Origin of the sequence: Pedobacter psychrodurus (assembly GCF_032678585.1) — a bacterium.
In the GTDB taxonomy this organism is placed as follows: Bacteria; Bacteroidota; Bacteroidia; order Sphingobacteriales; family Sphingobacteriaceae; genus Pedobacter; species Pedobacter psychrodurus_A.
In genome coordinates this window covers 24,532-46,046 of the sequence record NZ_JAVTSN010000039.1, presented here as the reverse complement: position 1 = coordinate 46,046, position 21,515 = coordinate 24,532, and the positions used below count along the sequence as shown (strand labels likewise).

Here is a 21,515-nt window from a genome sequence, read left to right as displayed (position 1 = left end):
ATACCAAAAAAAGGATACAAAGCGTTAATCTAGATTAAAAATTAGGCATTAGCTTTCAGTATTATTGAAAGCTTTCCATCTCTTTCCATGAAAATCTTATCTACTTTTTCCAGACTTTCTGCGTGAAGTGCGGTTCTGATCTGTTGCATAATTTCTTCCTCGGATATCAAAGCCCGTTTCATTTTTATTTCCATGAATTTTCCTTGTTCGTAGAGCAGAATTTTTTCCCCTTCTGCAAATTTCCCTAATTTAGGATAGGCACTGATTAACCAGCCCCAAAGCCGATGGAGCAGTACAATAATCAAACTCGCAATCAATACAGGTATAAAGGGAGAAGCACCTACTACCACACGGCTTAGAATTGCGCCAAGCAGAATGGCTATAATATTATCAACCGGACTTTTCATGCCAAAAGACCTGCGGCCGGAGATCCTGATCAAAAGATAAGCCACTATAAAAATAAGGATTCCCCTTATCGACATCTGCAATGCCGTTAAGTCGTTTTTCCGTCCAATAAGGTCATGAATGGTATCCATATTACCCGGAATTTATGGCTGCCCGTTTCCACCAGCAGCACCGTATATCTGTCCGGTAGAAAAACTTGCATCGTTTGCCGCAAGCTGAACATAAATCGATGCCAGTTCTGCCGGTTGGCCAGGTCTGCCCAACGGTGTCTCTTTACCAAATTCTTTAAGTTTTTCGGGGGTAGAACCACCACCCATTTGTAATGGTGTCCAGATCGGGCCTGGTGCAACGCCATTTACCCGAATACCTTTAGGTCCGAGCTGTTTAGCAAGAGATTTTACAAAATTGGTTGTTGCAGCTTTTGTCTGTGCATAATCAAAAAGATCGGGTGAAGGGTCTGTTGCCTGTACAGAGGTAGTGCCGATAATAGACGATCCGGGTTTTAAATGTGGCAGTGCCGCTTTAATAATCCAAAATGGAGCATATATATTCGTCTTTATCGTCCAATCAAACTGATCGCTGGTTAAATCAGCAAGTGAAGGCGTACTCTGTTGGCGGGCAGCATTGCTGATCAGAATATCAAGACCGCCTAGCTGACTTACAGCGGTATCTACCAGTTTTTTACAAAAGGCCTCATCTCTGATATCACCTGGAATTGCCACAGCTTTACGGCCGGCTTTTTTAATCAGTTCGATTACTTCTTTAGCATCAGGCTCTTCCTGTGGAAGATAACCGATGGCCACATCTGCCCCCTCTCTGGCGTAGGCAATTGCTGCAGCTCTTCCCATGCCAGAATCGCCACCTGTAATGAGTGCTTTCCTGCCCATCAACCTTCCTGAGCCTTTATAACTCGTTTCTCCATGGTCGGGTTTGGGTTCCATTTTACTTGCCAAGGCTGGCCATGGCTGATTTTGATGGTTAAAAGGTGGTCTTGGATATTTTGTAGTAGGGTCTTCAAGTGCTGCCATAGGCCTATAATTGTTTTCGCTTAATGTTGCAGCAGTTAAATTAGGGGAAATGGCCATGCCGGCCAGTCCAATGCCGAGACCTCCAATCGCCTCGCGTCGTGTAATGTTGTTTTCCTTGTTCATCATGATGTTTTTTAATAGGTATATATATAACCAGCTAAGATTTTAGATGGTTTGTTTTTTTTGAACTTTAATGCTTTCTGGCCACTGCTCCAAAACTTTGACCCGTTTTTTTTGTTTTTTTCAAAAGCGCTTCAATGGAAATAGACCTAGGGAAAAGAAATATCGGATTAAATTTTAATGAAAATGGAGAAGCGGAGATCAGGCTTTGGGCACCGTTGGCAGCGCAGGTTTCTATTTTAATATCAGATGGCAAAAGGGGGGTAGATCTTCATCTCGAGGGCTATGGTTATTGGTTTCTGCAAACAGACCAGATTAAGCCATCTGACCAGTACAGTTTTAGCATCAAGACATTGGCTGATGGGAAAACGCTTGAGCGTGCAGATCCTGCCACTATATTCCAGGCAGAAGGACCGCAAGGATGCTCCACTGCCTTTGATGTCAATGCTTTCCGCTGGACTGATTCTGATTGGATAGGTCCAAACCTAAAGGATTATATCATTTACGAGCTTCATACCGGAACCTTTACGCCAAACGGCGATTTTGCTGCCATCGAAACCAAACTCGATTATCTAGTTACGCTGGGTATCACGGCCATAGAGATTATGCCTGTTGCACAATTTTCGGGCAACAGAAACTGGGGTTATGATGGTGTATTCCCCTTTGCGGTGCAAAATACTTATGGAGGGCCCTTGGCTTTACAGCATCTCGTTAATGCCTGCCATGCCAAAGGTTTAGCCGTAATTTTAGATGTCGTTTATAATCATATAGGTCCTGAAGGCAATTACTTTGCCGATTTTGGTGCCTATTTTACTGATAAATACCATACCCCCTGGGGGCAGGCCATTAATTTTGATGATGCGGGCAGTGATGCCGTGCGTAATTTCTTTATCGAAAATGCGATGATGTGGTTCAGGGATTTTCATATCGATGCCCTGAGACTAGATGCAGTACATGCCATCAAAGACTTTAGTCCGGTCCATATTCTGGCAGAAATTAAAACATACACCGAAAAACTTGCTCAACATACCGGTAGGGTTTACCAGTTGATTGTTGAACTGGATTTAAATGACGACCGTTATATCAGGCCACAAAGCAAATGCGGTTACGGCATGGATGCGCAATGGATTGATGAGTTCCACCATGCGCTTCGGGTGAGTACTGGCCAACCGAAAGAAGGATATTATTCTGATTTTAACGGCGTGGCGGATCTGGCCAAATCTTATCAGGATGCCTATGTGTACAATGGGCAGTATTCGCCCCACCGGCAGAAAAAGTTTGGCGCACCCGCACATGATGCTACAGGTAGTAAATTTGTCGTTTTTTCGCAGAATCACGATCAGGTGGGGAACCGCATGTTGGGCGAAAGAAGCAGTAGCCTGGTAAGTTTCGAAATGTTAAAGGTAATGGCTGGAGCCGTTTTTTGCAGTCCGTTTTTGCCCTTAATATTTATGGGTGAGGAATGGGCAGAAAATAATCCTTTCCAGTTTTTTGTTAGTCATAGTGATGAAGAACTGATAAAAGCCGTTAGAAAGGGAAGAAAGACAGAGTTTGCTGCTTTCCATACCGATGGAGAAACACCCGATCCGCAGGATGAATCTACTTTTGAACGGTCGAAACCCGACTGGAAAAAAACAGGCGAGCAGGGCCATAAGCTTATGCTCGGTTATTATCAAGCTTTAATTGCGCTACGCAAACAAAATCCGGTATTGACTATTCTGGATATGGAAAACGTGTATTCAGAAGCCTTTCCTGAAAAAAACTGTCTTCTGTTAAAACGCTGGAAGGGCAGCCAACAAATCACTGCGCTCTTCAATTTTTCTGGCCAACCACAAAATTTATCCATTGATCCGGCATTTCAACATTCGTTGGTGTTATTAGATTCTGCTTTGGTTAAATGGGGCGGTCCAAACCAGGAGTCGAACCGTGTATCCGCTGAAGGCCAAATTACTTTATTCCCCGAATCCATTCTTATTCTTTTTAAAACAGATGTATAAACCAACTTCCACTTACCGGATCCAGTTTCATAAAAATTTTAACTTTAAATCTTTAGATCATATTATTCCTTACCTGATTGAGCTTGGGATTGGTACGCTATATGCCTCGCCAATTTTTGAGGCGATGCCCGGAAGTACGCATGGTTATGATGTGGTAAATCCCTTGAAGATCAATCCCGAGATCGGTACCGAGGCCGAATTGTTAAAGGTTTCTAAAAAGTTAAAGGAAGCCGGGATCAGCTGGCTGCAGGATATCGTGCCCAACCATATGGCCTTCCATCCAGATAATACCTGGTTAATGGATGTGCTGCAAAAAGGAAAGGATTCTGATTTTGCCCGTTTTTTCGACATCGATCTGCAAAAGGGTGACGGACGTTTGATGGTGCCTTTTTTAGGTGAAGATTTAGATGAAGCGATAGCGCAGCAGAAAATAACATTACAGAAAATTAAAGGCAATTATTATTTAAATGATGGTGCTTCCAGTTGGCCGGTTAATGCGGAAACGACTAAAATGCTTTCGGCGCAGAACTTAAAGAAAATAAATAATGATGCTGCTGCTTTAAGCGGGATTGTGCAAAATCAGCATTATCGCTTGTGTAATTGGCAGGAAACCGATTATAACATCAATTATCGCAGGTTTTTTACGGTGAACAGCCTTATCTGCCTTAATATGCAGCATCAGGAAACATTTGATCTTTACCACCGCTACATTTTTGATTTGGTTGAGAAAGGCGTTTTTCAAGGCTTAAGGATCGATCACGTGGATGGACTTTATGATCCTAAGGAATATCTATTGCGGCTTCGGAAAGCGGTGGGGAAAGATAGTTATATCGTTGTAGAAAAAATTCTGGAAAAGGGCGAAGAGATGCCCGAAAATTGGAAGGTGCAGGGCAGTACCGGTTATGATTTTTTGGCCATGGTAAACAATCTTTTTACCAATCGCGAAGCAGAAAAACCTTTTACTGCGCTTTACCAGGAAGTAACGGGCAAAAAACTGGATCCATCCCGCCTGATTTACGAAAAGAAAAGCAATATATTATTTGAACACATGCAGGGCGAACTCGATAATTTATTCGCACTGCTTTTAGAACTTAAACTTGCCGATTTTTCGGCCATCGATCAAGCCGACCTTAAAATGGCGCTTGCCGAAATGCTCATCAACATGTCCGTATACCGATATTACAATTACCGCTTTCCACTTGCAGAGGCTGATGTTGTTGCTATACAAAGTTTGTTAATGCCCATTCTCGAGGATAAAAAGCTGGCCAAAGCCGGTGCATTATTGAGCGAAATTTTTTTAAAAAAGCCCATCAAAGCAAATATCGCCCACAATAATAAGGTGCGTCGGTTTTTTCAACGCTGTATGCAGTTTACAGGGCCGCTAATGGCTAAAGGAGTGGAGGATACTGTAATGTTTACCTATAACCGTTTTATAGGCCATACCGAAGTGGGCGATGCGCCAGATGCTTTTGGGATGCCGGTACATAAGTTTCATGATGAAATGCACCAACGCCAGCAGTACTGGCCATTAAGTATGAACGCAAGCGCCACCCACGATACCAAAAAAGGGGAGGATATAAGGGCAAGGTTAAGCGTGCTCAGCGATCTTCCAGAGGATTGGGCTCAATTGGTGCGGCGTCTGAAAAAGAGTTTCGCAGCTTTACAAAAACAGCATACATCTTTTAAACAGTTGCACGATAACGATATTTACCTGCTGCTGCAAACCATTATCGCTGCTTTACCTTTTCAGGAGGATGATGATCCTGATATCGATAAACGATTGGCTCAATTTATTGTTAAAGCCCTTCGGGAATCGAAAAAGCGATCAGACTGGGCAAACCCTGATGAAGATTACGAGGAAAACTTAACTCAATTTTCGCAGGCAATTTTAGCTGAAGAACAGGAGTGCTATCGTTTGATCAGGGAATTTTTAAAACAAATAGCTGATTTTGCGATCATCAATAGTTTAGGTCAACTCACCTTAAAATTTACCTGTCCGGGCATTCCGGATATTTACCAGGGAACGGAATTGTGGGATCTGAGCCTTGTTGATCCTGATAACAGACGACCTGTTGATTACGACAATAGGACCAGTTTGATGTCGGCGCTCGATGCGCCAGTTGATTTTAAAACGCTGTGGCAGGAGAGGTTTTCGGGAAAGATAAAAATGTGGCTAACTAAAACTTTGTTAAAGATCAGAAAATCTGAGTCTGAAGTTTTTGAGCGTGGTGCCTATATTCCATTGCAGGTTAAAGGGAAGTATAGCCAGCACATTTGTGCTTTCGCAAGGCAATATAAACAGCGCTGGCTAATTTCTGTGGTGCCTTTGGGTTTGGCTAGATGCTGTAAAATCCAAAAGGTAAGCGCCGTCAATTTTGATTGGGAAGACACTGCAATAGTTTTACCCAATGATGCTCCTCTTGGCTGGGAAAACCTGCTTACCGGAAAAAAAGAATATAAAGATCCCTTACACGAAGGAATATTGATCAGCCAATTGTTTAACCACGCTCCATTGGCTGTGATCAAATTGAATCCTCAAAACAATGGACGCTCGGCAGGAGTGCTTATGCATGTTACTGCCTTGCCCTCTTCATTTGGTATTGGCGATTTAGGACCGGCTGCATTCAAATTTGTCGATTTCCTTGCTGCGGCCCGGCAAAGGTACTGGCAGGTATTGCCACTTAACCCCACTAAAAAAGATAGTGGCTATTCACCTTATTCCAGTAGTTCGGCCATGGCCGGAAACATCATGCTCATCAGTCCGGAAAGTTTATTTGAAGAGGGATTATTAAGTGAAAGCGATCTTAATGCCTGTATCTTACCAGAAACAGCGCAGGTGGATTTCGAAAAAACTGAAGAAATAAAAGGGCTGATGTTGAACAAGGCCTATCGCCTGTTCAAAAGGAAGGCAGATCAAAATCTGCTAAGCGAATATGATCTTTTTTGCAAAAACGAACAGCGCTGGCTAGGAGATTTTGCCACTTACACCCGCATCAAGCAATGTAATAAAAACAAGGAATGGTTTAACTGGCCAGAAAAATTTAAGTTAAAAGATAAGCAGGCCATCATCGATTTCGAGCAAAGCAATGCGGCCGGACTTGAAGAAATAAAATGGAGCCAGTTTGTTTTTTATAGTCAATGGTTTAGGTTAAAGGAATATGCAAACGCAAAAGGAATTAGCCTGATTGGCGATCTTCCCTTTTACCTCGATTATGATGCTGTTGAAGTATGGGCACAGCGCGAAAATTTTCTGCTCGACAAAAACGGAAACAGGACCGAGGTTGCTGCCGTTCCTCCTGATTATTTTAATGAAAAAGGCCAGCTCTGGGGCATGCCTATATACAATTGGAAGAAAATGAAAGCGGATGGTTTTAAATGGTGGGAAAACCGGTTAAGAAAAAGCGAGCAGATATACGATCTCATCCGTTTAGATCATTTCAGGGCCTTTTCTAATTACTGGCAGGTTAAGGCCGATAGTGAGGATGCGGTAAATGGCGTTTGGAAACCTGGTATTGGCGCTGCGTTTTTTAAATTAATGAGAAACAAGTTGGGTAAACTTCCCTTTATTGCAGAAGATCTGGGCGAAATTTCGGAGGATGTAGAGCAGTTGAGAAAACAGTTTCGCCTGCCCGGGATGAAAGTACTGCAATTTGCTTTTGGCGAAGATTTAGCGGGTTCCCTACATATTCCACATCAATTCGACTCCACAAATTTTATGGTCTATACCGGAACGCATGATAACAATACCACCTTAGGCTGGTTCAAAAATGAAACGGACGCCAACCTTAAAAAACGCATCTCCAAATATGTAGGTACTCCGGTTAATGAAAAGAATATCAATAGCATCCTGATCGGGCTTTGTTATGCTTCTATTGCCAAAATTGCGGTTATCCCCATGCAGGATATCCTGGGCTTAGACGAATCCGCACGGATGAACGTACCGGGAGAGGCGAAGGGAAACTGGGGCTGGAGGGCCAGTAAAGCATTTATAAACGAGGAAATAATACAATGGCTGAAAGCGGAGACCGAACTTTATGGACGCTAAAAAAATTAGAAAAAATCTAATTTATGTTGAGCAAATGTGAGCAGCCAGATTGCTGCTTTTTTTGTAAGTTTGATCATATTCAGCTTTTAACAAAACAAATTTGTCTAACCTAAAACACATATTTTACACCGCTTTGGTACTGCTGCTTTTCAGTTCCTGCAAAAATTCTCCACAAACACCGGAAGATAAAGCAAAGGAACTGATCAGTAAATTATTTGAGGCACGTGAAAACCATACTTATGGTTACAAGGCAGGCGCATTTGGTAAACTGGATAGTGCCTATACCACCTATCGTGAAGATTCGCTCTTTAAGGTAAATTCAGACCGCATTTCTCACTGCCTGGATAATAGTACATTAGCTTTTACCAAACTGGCAGATCTCGGCTACCGGACAGATACCACCAGAAATGAGCGTAAAAAAGAAGCATTATGGAAGGAATTACTGGCCGCTTCTGCAGAGCAAAAATTGTATAACGACAGTGCTTCACTTTTTTCAGCCAAAATCGATTCTTTAAAAAAGCACTATAAATCCTTTTTTAAAGGATGGAAAATTACGCATGAATACAAGGCTAATAATGCTTTTGGTATTCCGGTAGCGCAAAAAACGACCTTTTATTTTGATGTGCAATTAACTAAGATTACCGGGCCTGAAGAGATTGTTAAAATTATGGGAAACAAATTGTAGCGCTGTAGCTTGTCATCATAAATAAAACATATTGTTCTTAATCCCTTGGTGGTTATTATACCACCTTAGGCACATAAATACTGATTTATTATCCTCGTATGCTAACGCTCGTTTCTAACGAGCGTTGTATAGCAAATCGTTCACAACGATAAAATCGTTTAGCTATTTATGCACGCGTTAGGCAACGAGCGGAGGCCTGTAGGATCTTGATTATATGATCCATATTGAAACCCTCAAAATCGCATCACTTTACCTTCAGTATGTAGCCTAATCCATAAACATTTTCGATACTCACCTGTTCAGATGCTTTAAAAAGCCTGCGTAGCCTTGAAATAAACACTTCGAGGCTTTTACCATTAAAGTAATCATCATTTCCCCATAGCGCCAAGAGAATATCCTTCTTTTTAACAACCTGATTAATATTGCCGGCCAAACGGTCCAATACTTCCGATTCCCTTACGGTTAGTGAAACCTCTCTACCATCGGGCATGAACACCAATAACTGGTCTTTCTGATACCTGATGTCGCCAATAGTGAAATAGTCTGCTTTCGAAAGCGATGCTACTTTGGTATTACTGGAAAATTTATTGATAATATTTCCGATCCTTAGAACCAGTTCTTCGATTTCGAATGGCTTTGATATATAATCAATCGCGCCGAGTTTAAGGCCACGAAGCCGGTCTTGTTTTTCATTATGTGCCGTAAGAAAGAAAAAAGGTTGATTGGGATTGATTTTTACCATTTCTGTGGCCAGGTCGAAACCATTCATATCGGGTAATTGCACATCAACAATTACCAGTTTGTTGTCGAGCTGGTTTGCGCCGTAATAATCCAGGGCCTCTGTAGCGGTTTTAAACCACAGTACGCTAAAACCCCTCAATTTCAGGTATTCCGAAATTACGTTTCCCAGGTCGATTTCATCTTCAATAATTACGATATCATAAAGCATAATGCTGTTGGTTAATGATTTGTACTGATTAATGTCTGTTCAACAGGAATATGCACCAGGAATTCAGTCCCTTTTCCCAACTCTGTTCTTACACTGATTTCCCAGCCATGAATATCCAGGCATTGTTTAACATAATATAAGCCAAGTCCCAAACCCGAAACCGTATTATCCTTGCCCGCCCGGAAGAACTTGTCGAATATTTTTTCCTTCATGGTGTCTTCAATTCCCTTCCCATTATCTTTAATGTGGAGGGTATAACCGTCCTTATCACTTGTAATAAAAATCACGGTCATTTTTACATAGCTATGGTTATGTTTAAAGGAGTTATCCAGAATATTCTGCAACATGGTGGTAAACACAAAAGGATCCATCATCAGCAGTATTTCCGAACCATGAGGATCAAAAGTAAGGCTATCGGGTGCCTGTACTTTTATTTTATAATCGTTAACCAGGGTAAGCACTTCATAATTAAGGTCTGTTTCTTCCAGGTTGATATTGTTGTTGATTTCTGAAATTTCCAGCATCTGATTAATATGCGAATGAAGTCTTCGGGCCTGTCTTTCTACAATGTTAACGAGTGTATTTACACGCGAACGATCATTGAGCACCTCTTCCTCATGCAGGCTTTTGCTCGCTACCAATATAGTAGTAATAGGCGTATTAAATTCGTGTTTGATACTGTTCAGGAAATCAGATTTAACATCGGTTTCCTTTTTTTGCCGCATCCAGCTGATATAGGTATAATAATTAATACCTACGATAATGATGATACACAGGGCAACCAGCGAAAATGTAGGTAACATTTGGTAGGCTACTTTTAAGGTACGTCCCGGAGGATCGACAAAAAGATTGAAGGTAATTCTATAATCGTAAACCAGTTTGCCACTAACCGAAAGATTGGTTACCCTATTTTGAAGGCTTGGATCAGTTAATGTACCGCTGATAATCACCCCATAAGGCGTTTTTTGGTCTGCCCGAAAATCGGTTTCGCTATTATTGTCGAGTATGGTGATGTTCCCGATTTTGGTATCGAAGTTGATTTCTATCTGCTGAAAGGTAAGCAGATATTGTAAGTTGCTATCCAGGTCATTTCTTTTTACGATCGAGCGGAAAACACTGTCCATAGTACTTTCCTTTTGCAGGTCTTTTAAAAGTGTGTTGCTCACCCTTTGAGAAAGCTTAACAAATTCTTTTTTATTACTGAGGTAAGTTTGCTTGAGTGCAGGCATATTACTGGAGAGGATCGAATCGATGATTTTTCCACCGCCCCTGTACACTTTATCTTCGGATATACTGCGTCCATATTCATCGTTAATCAGCGTTTTTTCCTTTAAACTATAATCCCTGTCTCTCAGTACATAAGAATTATAGGTTAATCTGAGCTGAACCAGGAGCAAGATCAGAAAACTGACCAGCACAACGGATTTATATATACGATCTTTCATTTTATCCTTTAAAAATAGACGTATTATTCCATAAATACCATCACGTTAAGCTTTTGTTAGGTTTCTGTTACGGTTTCGTTCGACAAATTTCGTCGATGTATGGTGTAGCTTTGGATAATGAAAGCTGGATAGTTCCTGTAAATCCGATTTAATTGACCGATTGGAATCAACAAATCGCTGCAGGCCAGTTCATCATTCAAACAACTCACACCAATACATAAACCAAAAAAAAGAGAAATGACCTTTAAAAGGATTTTATCATTATTACTTATCGTTTCGGGAACGACATCCATTTACCCCGCAATGGCCCAGCAAAAATCGGCCAATAAACCTTTACCTGAGCTTCAGCAGGATTTTGTTGACCTTGGGCTTGGTATGTTTATCCACTATGGGATGCCAACTTTTATGGATCAGGACTGGTCGGACCCAGATGCAGATCTTTCCCTGTTCCAATCACCAAAGCTTGATGCTGATCAATGGGCAAAAGCGGCAAAATCGGCTAACATGACTTATGGTTGCCTGACTACTAAACACCATAGTGGTTTTCCGATCTGGAATACTAAAACTACAGCATATAATGTGATGAATACGCCGCTGAAACGTGATGTGGTGAAGGAATATGCAGATGCTTTCCGCAAAAACGGATTAAAAGTAATGTTGTACTATTCTATATTGGATACCCACCATGGCATCCGCCCGAACCAGATTACAGCAGCAAACGTTAAGATGATCAAAGATCAGATTACCGAACTGCTCACCAATTATGGCGAAATCACCGCGCTGATTATTGATGGATGGGATGCACCATGGTCGAGGATTTCTTACGATCAGGTACCTTTTGAAGATATTTATTACCTGATTAAATCTTTACAGCCCAACTGTTTGGTGATGGACTTGAATGCCGCTAAATATCCTACTCAGGCATTATTTTATACCGATATCAAATCTTACGAGCAGGGCGCAGGTCAGTTTATTTCTAAAGAAAACAACAAACTTCCGGCACTTGCCTGTTTACCACTTCAGGCCAATTGGTTCTGGAAAACATCTTTCCCTACAACTCCTGTAAAAAATGTACCCGAGCTGGTAAACAAGTTCATTATTCCCTACAATGGTGCCTATTGCAATTTTATATTAAATGTGGCGCCAGGCAAAAATGGGCTGATCGATGATAACGCTTTAGTGGCACTTAAAGAAATGGGCCAGATTTATAAAAAACCTGCAGGTCTTCCACGTATTCCGGCCTACGCTGCACCAATTATCTCGAGCAACATGGCCAAGCATATCAAAAGCAACAGCAGCTGGAGTGATGACATGAATATCATGGATTTTGCCAATGATGATGATTTTGGTTCAAGCTGGTCATCTAATCCTACCGTAAAAGCACCCTGGTATGAGTTAAACTTCGAAAAAGCAGTGCCTTGCAACATGCTGGTACTTACCGCAGGCAATAATAGAAAAGCTACCTATAGTTTACAATATTATGCAAATGGCAAATGGAATGCGTTAACAGCAAAAAATGAAGGGGAGAAGAGGGTGAGCATTTTTAGGTTCGAGCGCATCTGGTGCGAAAAAATAAAGGTTACCATTACCGATTTCGATAGCCCACCAGCGATTGCTGAACTAGGGGCATTTAACGAAAGAAAATAAAATATAGTTTAGCCGGATCAATTTTGGCCCGGCTAATTTATTAACCTCTCTTTTTAATATTCTTATTTGCCATTGCAGATAGAGCGGCCTAGATGTTAATGTATTTAAGGGGAAAGAAACATTCATCACGGAGCAATAAAAAACCTGTGTTTATCCCCGCCTGAACGGCAGGGCAGGTGTGCGCATCCGTGGTGAAAAAGAAAGAGTTATGGTATCAGGCATTGACTACTCCAGGGCCTACCGACAAACATTTTTTTTGAAATAAATCAACAATTAACCAACCAAACTTTATGAACCAAACTTTTACTGCTAGGGTAAGGCATCTGCCTTATCTGGGAAACCTGTGGATACTGCTCTCTGTATTCGGTGCCTGTTTGCTGCTCTTGGACAGTCCCACTTTTGCGCAACAGGGCGCAACAATCAAAATTACAGGAACCGTTAAAGATTCACTCGGTCTGGGTATCCCAGGGGTTAGTCTGCAGGTTAAAGGCCAGAGCGCTATGGGAACCATTACCGATGGCGATGGTAAATTCGTGCTGAACGCCACGGCCAAATCTACTGTTGTGGTATCGTCAGTCGGTTTTAGGCAAACAACTTTTGTAGCTGATCCATTAAAACTGAAGGTAGACCTGATCCTGCACTCCGATGATAATAATCTTTCCGATGTAGTGGTTACTGCTTTCGGGAAAAAGGAGCGGAGAGAAGCCATGGTGGGATCGGTAACCAGCATTACTCCTTCCAAGCTGAAAATCCCCTCAAGCAATTTGACGAATGCTATGGCGGGGCAAATCGCTGGGGTGGTAGCCTACCAACGGAGCGGGCAGCCTGGATTGGACAATTCTACTTTTTTTATTCGCGGGGTAACCACATTTGGTTACAAACAAGATCCATTAATTCTGGTAGATAACGTAGAGCTTACCCCAACCGATCTGGCGAGGTTACAGGTTGATGATATCGCCAGTTTCTCTATCTTAAAAGATGCCAGTGCAACGGCTTTATACGGTGCGCGGGGAGCAAACGGGGTGATTTTGGTTACCACCAAAGAAGGTGTAGAAGGCAATGCGAAGGTAAACGTACGCTTTGAGAACTCCATTTCGCAGGCCACACAAAACCTCGAAATTGCCGATCCCATTACTTTTATGAAGATGTACAATGAGGCCCTAACCACAAGGAATCCTTTAGCAGTGCCCAGGTTTAGCCAAAATGATATCTACAACCGCGAGCAGACTTTAAGCGGTGCACCGGGTAGTAACAAATATGTGTATCCTGCGGTAAACTGGATCGACGAACTTTTTAAAACCAGCACCAACAACCAACGGTTGAATGGGAGTGTGAGCGGTGGCGGAAAAATTGCCAGATACTATATCGGTACATCTTACAACCGCGACAACGGAATATTAAAAGTGAGTCCGGTAAACAACTTCAACAATAACGTAAAACTCGAAAACTATCAGCTGCGTTCTAACGTCAACATCAATGTAACACCGACCACAGAGGTGGTATTAAGGCTTTCGGGTACTTTTGATGAGTATAATGGCCCTATTACGGACGACGGTTCTTTTTCTGCCGATCTGTATAAAAAGGCACTTCATACCAGTCCGGTATTGTTTCCTGCATTTTATCCTGCCGATCCTTCATTGGGTATTGATACACATATTCTTTTTGGCAACAGCTCAACTGAAGGAACTGGAAATACCGTAGGTTTTTCCAATCCTTACGCAGATATGATGAAGGGATATAAATCCTTCTCAAGGTCGAGAATGTCGGCGCAATTGGAGCTGAACCAGGACCTGAACTTCCTGACTAAGGGCCTGACTTTTAAAGGGCTCTTTAATACCAACAGGTATTCCTATTTCGACCTGACGAGACAATATTCGCCATTTTTTTATAACATAGCTTCCTATGACCGGATAAGTAATCAATATACACTTAACTGGATCAACAACCAACCTGGTCAGGCTTCAGAATACCTGAGTTTTGAACCCGGCTTTAAGGATATCAATACATTTGTATACATGCAGGCCGTTGTCGATTACTCGAGACAGCTGGGCAGTAAACACAACATCAGCGGTACAGTCATTGCAACCAGGCAACAGCGTTTATATGCCAATGCTATTGATCCGGCTACCGGCTTATCCAGTCTTCAATACTCACTCCCTTACCGGAATGTTGGCCTATCGGGTAGGCTGGGTTATGGGTATGATAACCGTTATTTTGCTGAATTCAACTTTGGTTACAACGGATCGGAGCGTTTCGCTGAGAAAAACAGATTTGGTTTCTTTCCTACCATTGGCGGCTCATGGGTAATCTCGAACGAAAAATTCTGGAACGGTGGCCTAAAAGACGCTGTAAATAAGCTTAAACTGCGTGCAAGTTATGGTCTTGTGGGTAACGATGCCATTGGCGCACAGCGTTTCTTTTACCTATCAAACGTAAACCTGAATGGTGGTAATCCGGCTTATTTCGGACAAACCAACAGCGTAACCAGACCAGGGGTGAGCATTACCAATTATGCCAATGATGCGGTAACCTGGGAAACTTCCAGACAGACCAATATCGGTTTGGAGATCAGTTTGTTTAAAAGCCTGAACATCATTGCCGAGGTCTACAAACAGCACCGTTACAACATCTTGATGGAACGTGCTTCTATTCCTACCAGTATGGGATTGGAATCGGGTGTGAGCGCAAACCTAGGCACTGCTGATTCGAGGGGAATAGATTTTTCGGCCGATTACAGTAAAACCTTTAGGGGCGGATTTTGGATGTCGGGTAGGATGAACTTTACCTTTTCGCAGAATAAATACGGACAATATGAACAACCAGCCTATAAAGAACCATGGAGAATACTCTCCGGACAGAAAATTGGGGTAAGATGGGGCTATATTGCCGAGCGTTTGTTTGTTGATGACCAGGAGGCGGCAGCTTCGCCAACACAGCTTTTTGGCGCCGGAGCATCTGCGCCTAAGGGTGGCGATATCAAATATACCGATGTAAACAATGATGGTAAGATAACCGAAGCCGATCAGGTTTTTATCGGTCTGCCTTCAACGCCCGAGATTGTTTATGGTGCTGGTTTATCAATGGGATTCAAAAAGATCGATCTGTCGCTCTTCTTTCAGGGAGTAGGTCGTACGAGTTTCTTCATCGATCCCTCAGAGGTTAGTCCATTCTTATCAAACAGACAGGTGCTTCAGCCTTTTGCCGATAGCCATTGGACAGAAGAAAATCAAGATTTATATGCCAAGTATCCACGTTTGGGAACCACCTCTTCTGAGATCAGTAACAACCTGCAAACCAGTTCGTGGTGGATGCGCGATGGTGCTTTCATTCGGTTGAAATCGATAGAAGTTGGTTATACCTTTCCTGATAAGTTATCAAAAAAGGCATTTCTGTCTAACTGCCGAATCTATTTCAATGCCTTAAATCCGTTTACCTGGAGCAGGTTTAAAGATTGGGATCCGGAACTGGCTTCAAACGGCTTCAGCTATCCGATCCAGAAAGTGTACAACATTGGAATCAACGTAAACTTATAAGCACACCTGTAATGAAATTCAACATAAAACTTCTCCTACTCATTGCAGTGATTTCGGGAATGACCCTTTCCTGCAAGAAATATCTGGATGTAACGCCAGATAATGTGGCCACTATCGATTATGCTTTCAGAAACAGAAACGAGGCCGAAAACTACCTTTTTACCTGTTATTCTACGATCCAGAATATGGGGCCATCCAATAACGATGCAGCCTTTACCACCTCTGGTGAAATTTATTTCCCCAATACTTTAACCGAGGCCACATTGGGCAGCAGAGATGCAGAACAAGGCTTTCACCTCATCAGGGGTGTACAAACTACTGATAATCCCTCATTAAACTATTGGGATGGAGAACAGCTTGGTCAACCTATTTTTAAGGCCATCAGAAGATGTAATATTTTTCTGGAGAATATCGACCGTCCGAAAGATCTGCCACAATTTGAACGCAACCGCTGGATAGCAGAGGTAAAGTTTTTAAAGGCCTATTACCACTTTTATCTGTTAAGGATGTATGGGCCTATTCCTTTAATTAAGCAGAATTTGCCGATAGATGCCGGCACAGATGAGGTAAGGGTAAAACGTGCTACTGTTGACGAGGCCTTTGCCTATATCGTATCCTTATTGGATGAGGCCACGCCCGATCTTCCACGCACCATTCAAGATCCAGCAAGGAGTTTAGGCCGGATTACGCAAAACATTGCCCTATCGGTTAAGGCTGAGGTGCTGACCACTCAGGCTAGCCCTTTCTTTAACGGTAATCCCGATTATACGGGTTTTAAAGATAAAGATGGCCTTAATCTGTTCCCGGCGACTTTTAGTGCCGAAAAGTGGAGCAAAGCGATGCTGGCCTGCCAGGCAGCTGTAAAATCATGCGAGGAAAGTAATCTTTCACTTTACCGTTTTACTTCTCCCGGCAATCTTCCAAGCATTCCGCCAGCATTAAAAACCGTAATGGACATCAGACAGAGCATTACCGAGAACTGGGAGAAAAATCCTGAAGTGATCTGGGCGCTTAATCCTGAATTTGGACTACAATCTATGGCTATGCCAAGACTTACCAATGCCATGGTTCAGAATATGGGCGGTGCGCCAGGCAATTTTGCTGTGCCTATTGGTATGGCCGAGCTGTTCTACTCCAAAAATGGTGTTCCAATGGCTGAAGATGCCGGTTACGATTACAGAGGAAGATATGCCGTTGCTGCAGCACCTGCCGAAAGCAAATATTATCTGAAAAGCGGTTACCAAACCATTAAAATGCACATGGATCGGGAGCCCCGGTTTTATGCTGATTTATCGTTCGATGGAAGTTGCTTTTTTGGTAATGGACAAACCGATCCTGAGAACATGTTGTATGTACAGGCTAGAGGAGGAACTTCTCTTGCTGGTCCGAAAGATAATATTAGGGTTAACGTATCGGGATATTGGCCGAGCAAACTAGTCAGTTACCAATCTGTTTTTGGTACAGAGGTTACCCAAACGGGTTTCAGAATGCCTTTAATTCGACTTGCCGGACTATACCTTCTTTATGCAGAAACGCTCAACGAGGTAAATGGTCCTACAGCAGATGCGTATACCTATATCGATAAAGTACGCACACGTGCAGGCTTAAAGGGGGTTAAAGAGTCCTGGTCATCTTATTCTACAAATCCTGGTAAGGCTTCGAGTAAAGATGGCTTAAGGGCAATTATCCAACAGGAACGCCGCATTGAGCTTTGTTTTGAAGGAAGAATAGGATGGGACTTAAGGCGCTGGAAAGTGATGCAGGATGTACTCAGCAAACCGCTTCAGGGCTGGAACATTCAGGATACCACACCTGAAGGTTATTACCGTCAGCGCAACCTGGTGGTTCCGGTATTTGGCCTGAAAGATTATTTATGGCCGCTGAAATACAACGACCTGATCGTAAACCCGAACCTGGTTCAAAATCCTTATTGGTAAACTCTAAATAGATGATGATGAAAATTAGATCAAAAATATACAACAGGCTTTACAGCTTGCAGTTTCTTGCGCTGTTGCTGGTGGCCTGCTCACTTTATTCGTGCAAAGAAAGTGAAGGTTTTAATGAGGTGGTATCGAAAGATATGACAAAACCCGGCGCACTTACCGGAGTAAAGGTAGAGAACCTGGCTGGTGCCGCAGTAATTTCTTATGTGTTGCCCAATTCGGAAAACCTGCTCTATGTACAGGCAGAATACCGGATCAATTCGCGAACGGTAAGGCAGAGTAAATCTTCATATTACAGCGATACAATCAGGGTAGACGGCTTTGAAAAAAGTGCCGATTACGATGTTACCCTATATGCCGTATCGCGTGCAAATGTGAAAAGTGATCCTGTGCAGGTGCGTGTTCGCCCGGCAACTCCCTCTTATCTGGCCGTTTACCCAACCGTTCAGCTCCAGGCCGATTTTGGAGGAGTGAATGTAACAGCCAGTAATCCTGCTAAAAAACCGATCGGGGTAATTGTGATCTCGAATGACAAAACTACAGGGAAAATGCTACCGATTGAACAGTTTTATACTGAAGCCGAGAGTATTAATTTCAGCGTAAGGGGATTCGATACATTAAAAAGAGATTTCGGCGTATATGTTACCGATAGATGGGGAAATATCTCTGATACCTTGTATAAATCGATTAGTCCCATCTTCGAAATTATGGTGCCAAAAGCACAGTTTAGTGAGTACAGGTTAGCTTCAGATTCTCCTTTAGGTGCAATATCATTGGGATGGAATACCACCAGACTTTGGGATAATAATACCTCAGATCCGGGATGGCACACAGAAGCCGGTTATGGCAAGCCCCTACAGCTCTGTACTTTCGACATGGGCGTACTTACCAAGCTCAGTCGTTATAAAATATGGGAAAGAGGAGAAGCTTATGGAAACGATTATTCTTATAACCATGGTAACCCTAAGGCCTGGACACTCTGGGGATCGGCCAAAACTGCACCCACAGATATCGCATTGCCTGTAACATCAGCAAAAGGTACCGTGGTTGGCGACTGGATCAATCTTGGCAATTTCAACTGTCCGCCACCTCCATCGGGCAATGCTCCGGGACAAACTACTCCTGCAGATCTTGCTGCGGTTAAAGCCGGATTTGAATTTAACATCGCCCTTGATATTCCAAAAGTGAGGTTTATCAGGCTGGCCGTAAACTCGACCTGGGGAAATGCGGATTTTGCCCACGTAATGGAATTATCTTTTTGGGGAAACACCAACTAAAATTTATACAGATGACAACTAAACATATAAACAGTATTTTAATGGTTTTTTTGACCATTGCAGTGCTTTGTGGCTGTACTAAGGATGCCCTTGATTATAGGAAATATCTCGATGGAAAAGAGCGGGTGTATCCAGGCTTTCCGGGCAAGGTTGCAGCGGCACCGGGCAACTACAGGGTAAAGCTAAATTGGAAGGCCAGTCCCGATCCAAGTGTAACCCGCTACAAGATATTCTGGAACAATTCGGCTGATTCATTGGAAATGGCCGCGCCCGACCGCGCCATTACTGATGTATCGGTAATCATTCCTAAGCTGGTGGAATACAATTATTCCTTTACCATCTATTCGTACGATAAGGCCGGCAATAAATCAGTGCCTGTTCAAATCAGCAACATAAAAGTTTACGGCGATAGCTACAAGTCGAGTCTTACCAACAGATTTCTGGTTTCTGCAGATCCTTATCAGTTGGACGATAGCGGCATCACGCTTAACTTCGAAAAACCTGATACCATCAATATTACAACCGAAATACGCTACACGTATAAAGATGGTACCATTCATAAAAGCGCATTAAGCCCTGATCAAAATTCGATCAGGCTGGCCGACTATAAAACTGGCACAAAAATTTATTTCAAGTCGGCCTATGTACCCGTAAAATCGGCAATCGATACCTTTTATACGGCTGATTTTGACTCCTTGAGCAACATTATGGTGCCAGTAGATAAATCGTTGTTCCGTCCGCTTAAACTTGCCAATGATGTAGGGACTTATTCGAGTGAAACCTCTTTATCGAAACTGTGGAATGGCAATAAAGCCCCTACCGGATATCCGGATATTTTCCATAGCGACGACAAGACGCCGCTTCCACATCACTTCACTTTTGATATGGGAAAAGCGATCACAAACCTGGCACAGTTCGAAATCATCGGGCGCGACTGTTGTAATAATCCTACTAAATTTGAAATCTGGGGGATCGCCGATCTTACCGGTGCAGAAACACAATCGCCAGGCAATTCTGCAGGCTGGACAGCAGAATCGAAAGGAAGAGGATGGACACTGCTTAAAACCGTTGAACGCTCAGATGATGGATCGGCACCATTTAAGGTAAGCCTTCCCGATGGGCTGCCTGCGATGCGCTACATCCGTATACGCGTGATTGAAGTAGCTAGTGGTGATGCCTATTACAGTAATATTAGCGAAATATCCTTTTGGAATAAATAATTTTCTCCTGCACAATGGAGGAATAATACAATTATGAATAAAAATAAAACAATCAATTATTTACTAGTCCCAATCTTTTTTTTGGGACTAGTTTCAAGATCCAATGCGCAGCTTAAGGATCAATCTAATAAAACATCTAGTACTCCAGGTTCTGTGTGGAAGGAACATTGGTTTGAACATCAGGAGGAACTGAAACTGGTAGAAAGTAATGCGAATGTGGCTGTTTTTTACGATAAAAACATGCCAGCCGATGTAAAATGGCCTGTTGCTGTAATGGCCGATTGCTGGGCCTATGTGAAGCGTAATTATGGCGATTTCGGGCCAGACCCAAAACTGTATGTGATTTTACACCGCGCAATTGGTAAGGATTATGGCGGTGGCCATCCATCGCCGTTTTTTGATGCAAGCCACGATTACCGGAACGTTATCGATTGTGGTTTAGGCCAATGGAACAATCCCATTGGAGAACAAATTGGTATGCCGATCCACGAAATGGGGCATATTGTAACCAGCGCCAGCCATGGTACCAAAGGTTCGCCATCTGATGTATTATGGGGGGATAGTAAGTTTATGGAGATTTTCAATTATGATGTGCTCAAAAACATAGGCATGACCGAAGAAGCCAATAGAGTATTTACACAGATGCAGACCCAGTACGACGACTTTCCGAGGTCGGGTACGCAGTGGTTCAAAAACTGGTTTTTTCCCATTTACAGCAAGTACGGGGAAGGAAAAGTACTGAACAGGTATTTTGAACTTTTGGCCTTAAACTTTCCAAAAAGTAAAAATGGACGTTTTAAAAGAGACCTGAATTTTGGAGAGTTTATTCATTTCTGGAGCGGTGCAGCAGGAGTAAACCTACAGGATGTTGCAAAAAAGGCTTTCGGTTGGCCTATGGAGTATGATCTTCAGTTTAAGCAGGCGCAGAAGGATTTTCCGAAACTGCCTTATAAAACCGAAAGTAGTTCAAGGTAAACACGCTATTATTAAAAGATTCCCATTGACGGGTTTGTTAAGTCGAAGATTTGATAAATCATGAATGGATAAGATACCGGTGAGGACCGGTCATAAACCAGCTTGTTAAGATTAATCTTATCAATAGCTGATTTAGTTTGGTCAAAACATAGGTTGTGGCGGATACCCAACCTATGTTTTATATATGCTCACTCTAGTTCGTATAGTAGATAGAGAGATATCGTCATTGCGAGGAGGAACGACAAA

General features: G+C 42.6%; 13 protein-coding genes. 9 read left to right on the top strand and 4 right to left on the bottom strand.

Features of this window, described 5'->3' with window-relative positions:
• Nucleotides 1–41 precede the first annotated feature (41 nt).
• Nucleotides 42–536 carry a DUF421 domain-containing protein gene (locus tag R2S57_RS22355; RefSeq protein ID WP_316847168.1) on the bottom strand — a complete coding sequence of 165 codons (495 nt, stop codon included), beginning with the start codon at nt 534–536 and terminating at the stop codon, nt 42–44.
• A gap of 12 nt (nt 537–548) precedes the next feature.
• Nucleotides 549–1,559, bottom strand: coding sequence for an SDR family oxidoreductase (locus R2S57_RS22350; protein WP_316847167.1), 1,011 nt, complete (start codon nt 1,557–1,559; stop codon nt 549–551).
• Between the two features lie 131 nt (nt 1,560–1,690).
• Here R2S57_RS22350 and treZ point away from each other — a divergent pair, with 131 nt between their 5' ends.
• The 3 genes from treZ (at nt 1,691) to R2S57_RS22335 (ending at nt 8,280) form a co-directional block, all read left to right on the top strand.
• Nucleotides 1,691–3,550: a malto-oligosyltrehalose trehalohydrolase gene (gene treZ, locus R2S57_RS22345; RefSeq protein ID WP_316847166.1), complete on the top strand. Its 1,860-nt coding sequence runs from the start codon at nt 1,691–1,693 to the stop codon at nt 3,548–3,550.
• Entirely contained in the window at nt 3,543–7,595 is a 4,053-nt protein-coding gene (treY, locus tag R2S57_RS22340) for a malto-oligosyltrehalose synthase (RefSeq protein WP_316847165.1), read from the top strand. Before treZ ends, treY begins: the two co-directional genes overlap by 8 nt.
• Nucleotides 7,596–7,695: 100 nt before the next feature.
• Entirely contained in the window at nt 7,696–8,280 is a 585-nt protein-coding gene (locus R2S57_RS22335) for a hypothetical protein (protein WP_316847164.1), read from the top strand.
• A gap of 244 nt (nt 8,281–8,524) precedes the next feature.
• Here R2S57_RS22335 and R2S57_RS22330 read toward each other — a convergent pair whose 3' ends face one another.
• Together R2S57_RS22330 and R2S57_RS22325 are read right to left on the bottom strand one after the other, a co-directional pair.
• Entirely contained in the window at nt 8,525–9,229 is a 705-nt protein-coding gene (locus tag R2S57_RS22330; protein ID WP_316847163.1) for a response regulator transcription factor, read from the bottom strand.
• Nucleotides 9,230–9,240: 11 nt separating this feature from the next.
• On the bottom strand, nt 9,241–10,674 hold the full coding sequence (locus R2S57_RS22325; RefSeq protein ID WP_316847162.1) for a HAMP domain-containing sensor histidine kinase: 1,434 nt from the start codon (nt 10,672–10,674) through the stop codon (nt 9,241–9,243).
• 237 nt (nt 10,675–10,911) lie between these two features.
• Between R2S57_RS22325 and R2S57_RS22320 the strand changes: the two genes are divergently transcribed.
• The 6 genes from R2S57_RS22320 (at nt 10,912) to R2S57_RS22295 (ending at nt 21,269) form a co-directional block, all read left to right on the top strand.
• Nucleotides 10,912–12,321 (top strand): alpha-L-fucosidase, encoded by a 1,410-nt coding sequence (locus tag R2S57_RS22320; RefSeq protein WP_316847161.1) that lies wholly within the window; start codon nt 10,912–10,914, stop codon nt 12,319–12,321.
• Between the two features lie 290 nt (nt 12,322–12,611).
• The gene (locus tag R2S57_RS22315) at nt 12,612–15,854 is read left to right on the top strand and encodes a TonB-dependent receptor (protein ID WP_316847160.1); all 3,243 of its coding nucleotides are present in this window, start codon (nt 12,612–12,614) and stop codon (nt 15,852–15,854) included.
• Nucleotides 15,855–15,865: 11 nt separating this feature from the next.
• Complete coding sequence (locus tag R2S57_RS22310; protein ID WP_316847159.1) at nt 15,866–17,791, top strand: RagB/SusD family nutrient uptake outer membrane protein; 1,926 nt, start codon at nt 15,866–15,868, stop codon at nt 17,789–17,791.
• A gap of 17 nt (nt 17,792–17,808) precedes the next feature.
• On the top strand, nt 17,809–19,074 hold the full coding sequence (locus tag R2S57_RS22305; RefSeq protein ID WP_316847158.1) for a DUF5000 domain-containing lipoprotein: 1,266 nt from the start codon (nt 17,809–17,811) through the stop codon (nt 19,072–19,074).
• Nucleotides 19,075–19,085: 11 nt separating this feature from the next.
• Nucleotides 19,086–20,294: a DUF4998 domain-containing protein gene (locus R2S57_RS22300; protein WP_316847157.1), complete on the top strand. Its 1,209-nt coding sequence runs from the start codon at nt 19,086–19,088 to the stop codon at nt 20,292–20,294.
• A 33-nt stretch (nt 20,295–20,327) separates the two neighbouring features.
• A complete protein-coding gene (locus tag R2S57_RS22295) occupies nt 20,328–21,269 on the top strand; it encodes a hypothetical protein (RefSeq protein WP_316847156.1) in 942 nt (313 codons plus the stop codon).
• Nucleotides 21,270–21,515: the final 246 nt, after the last annotated feature.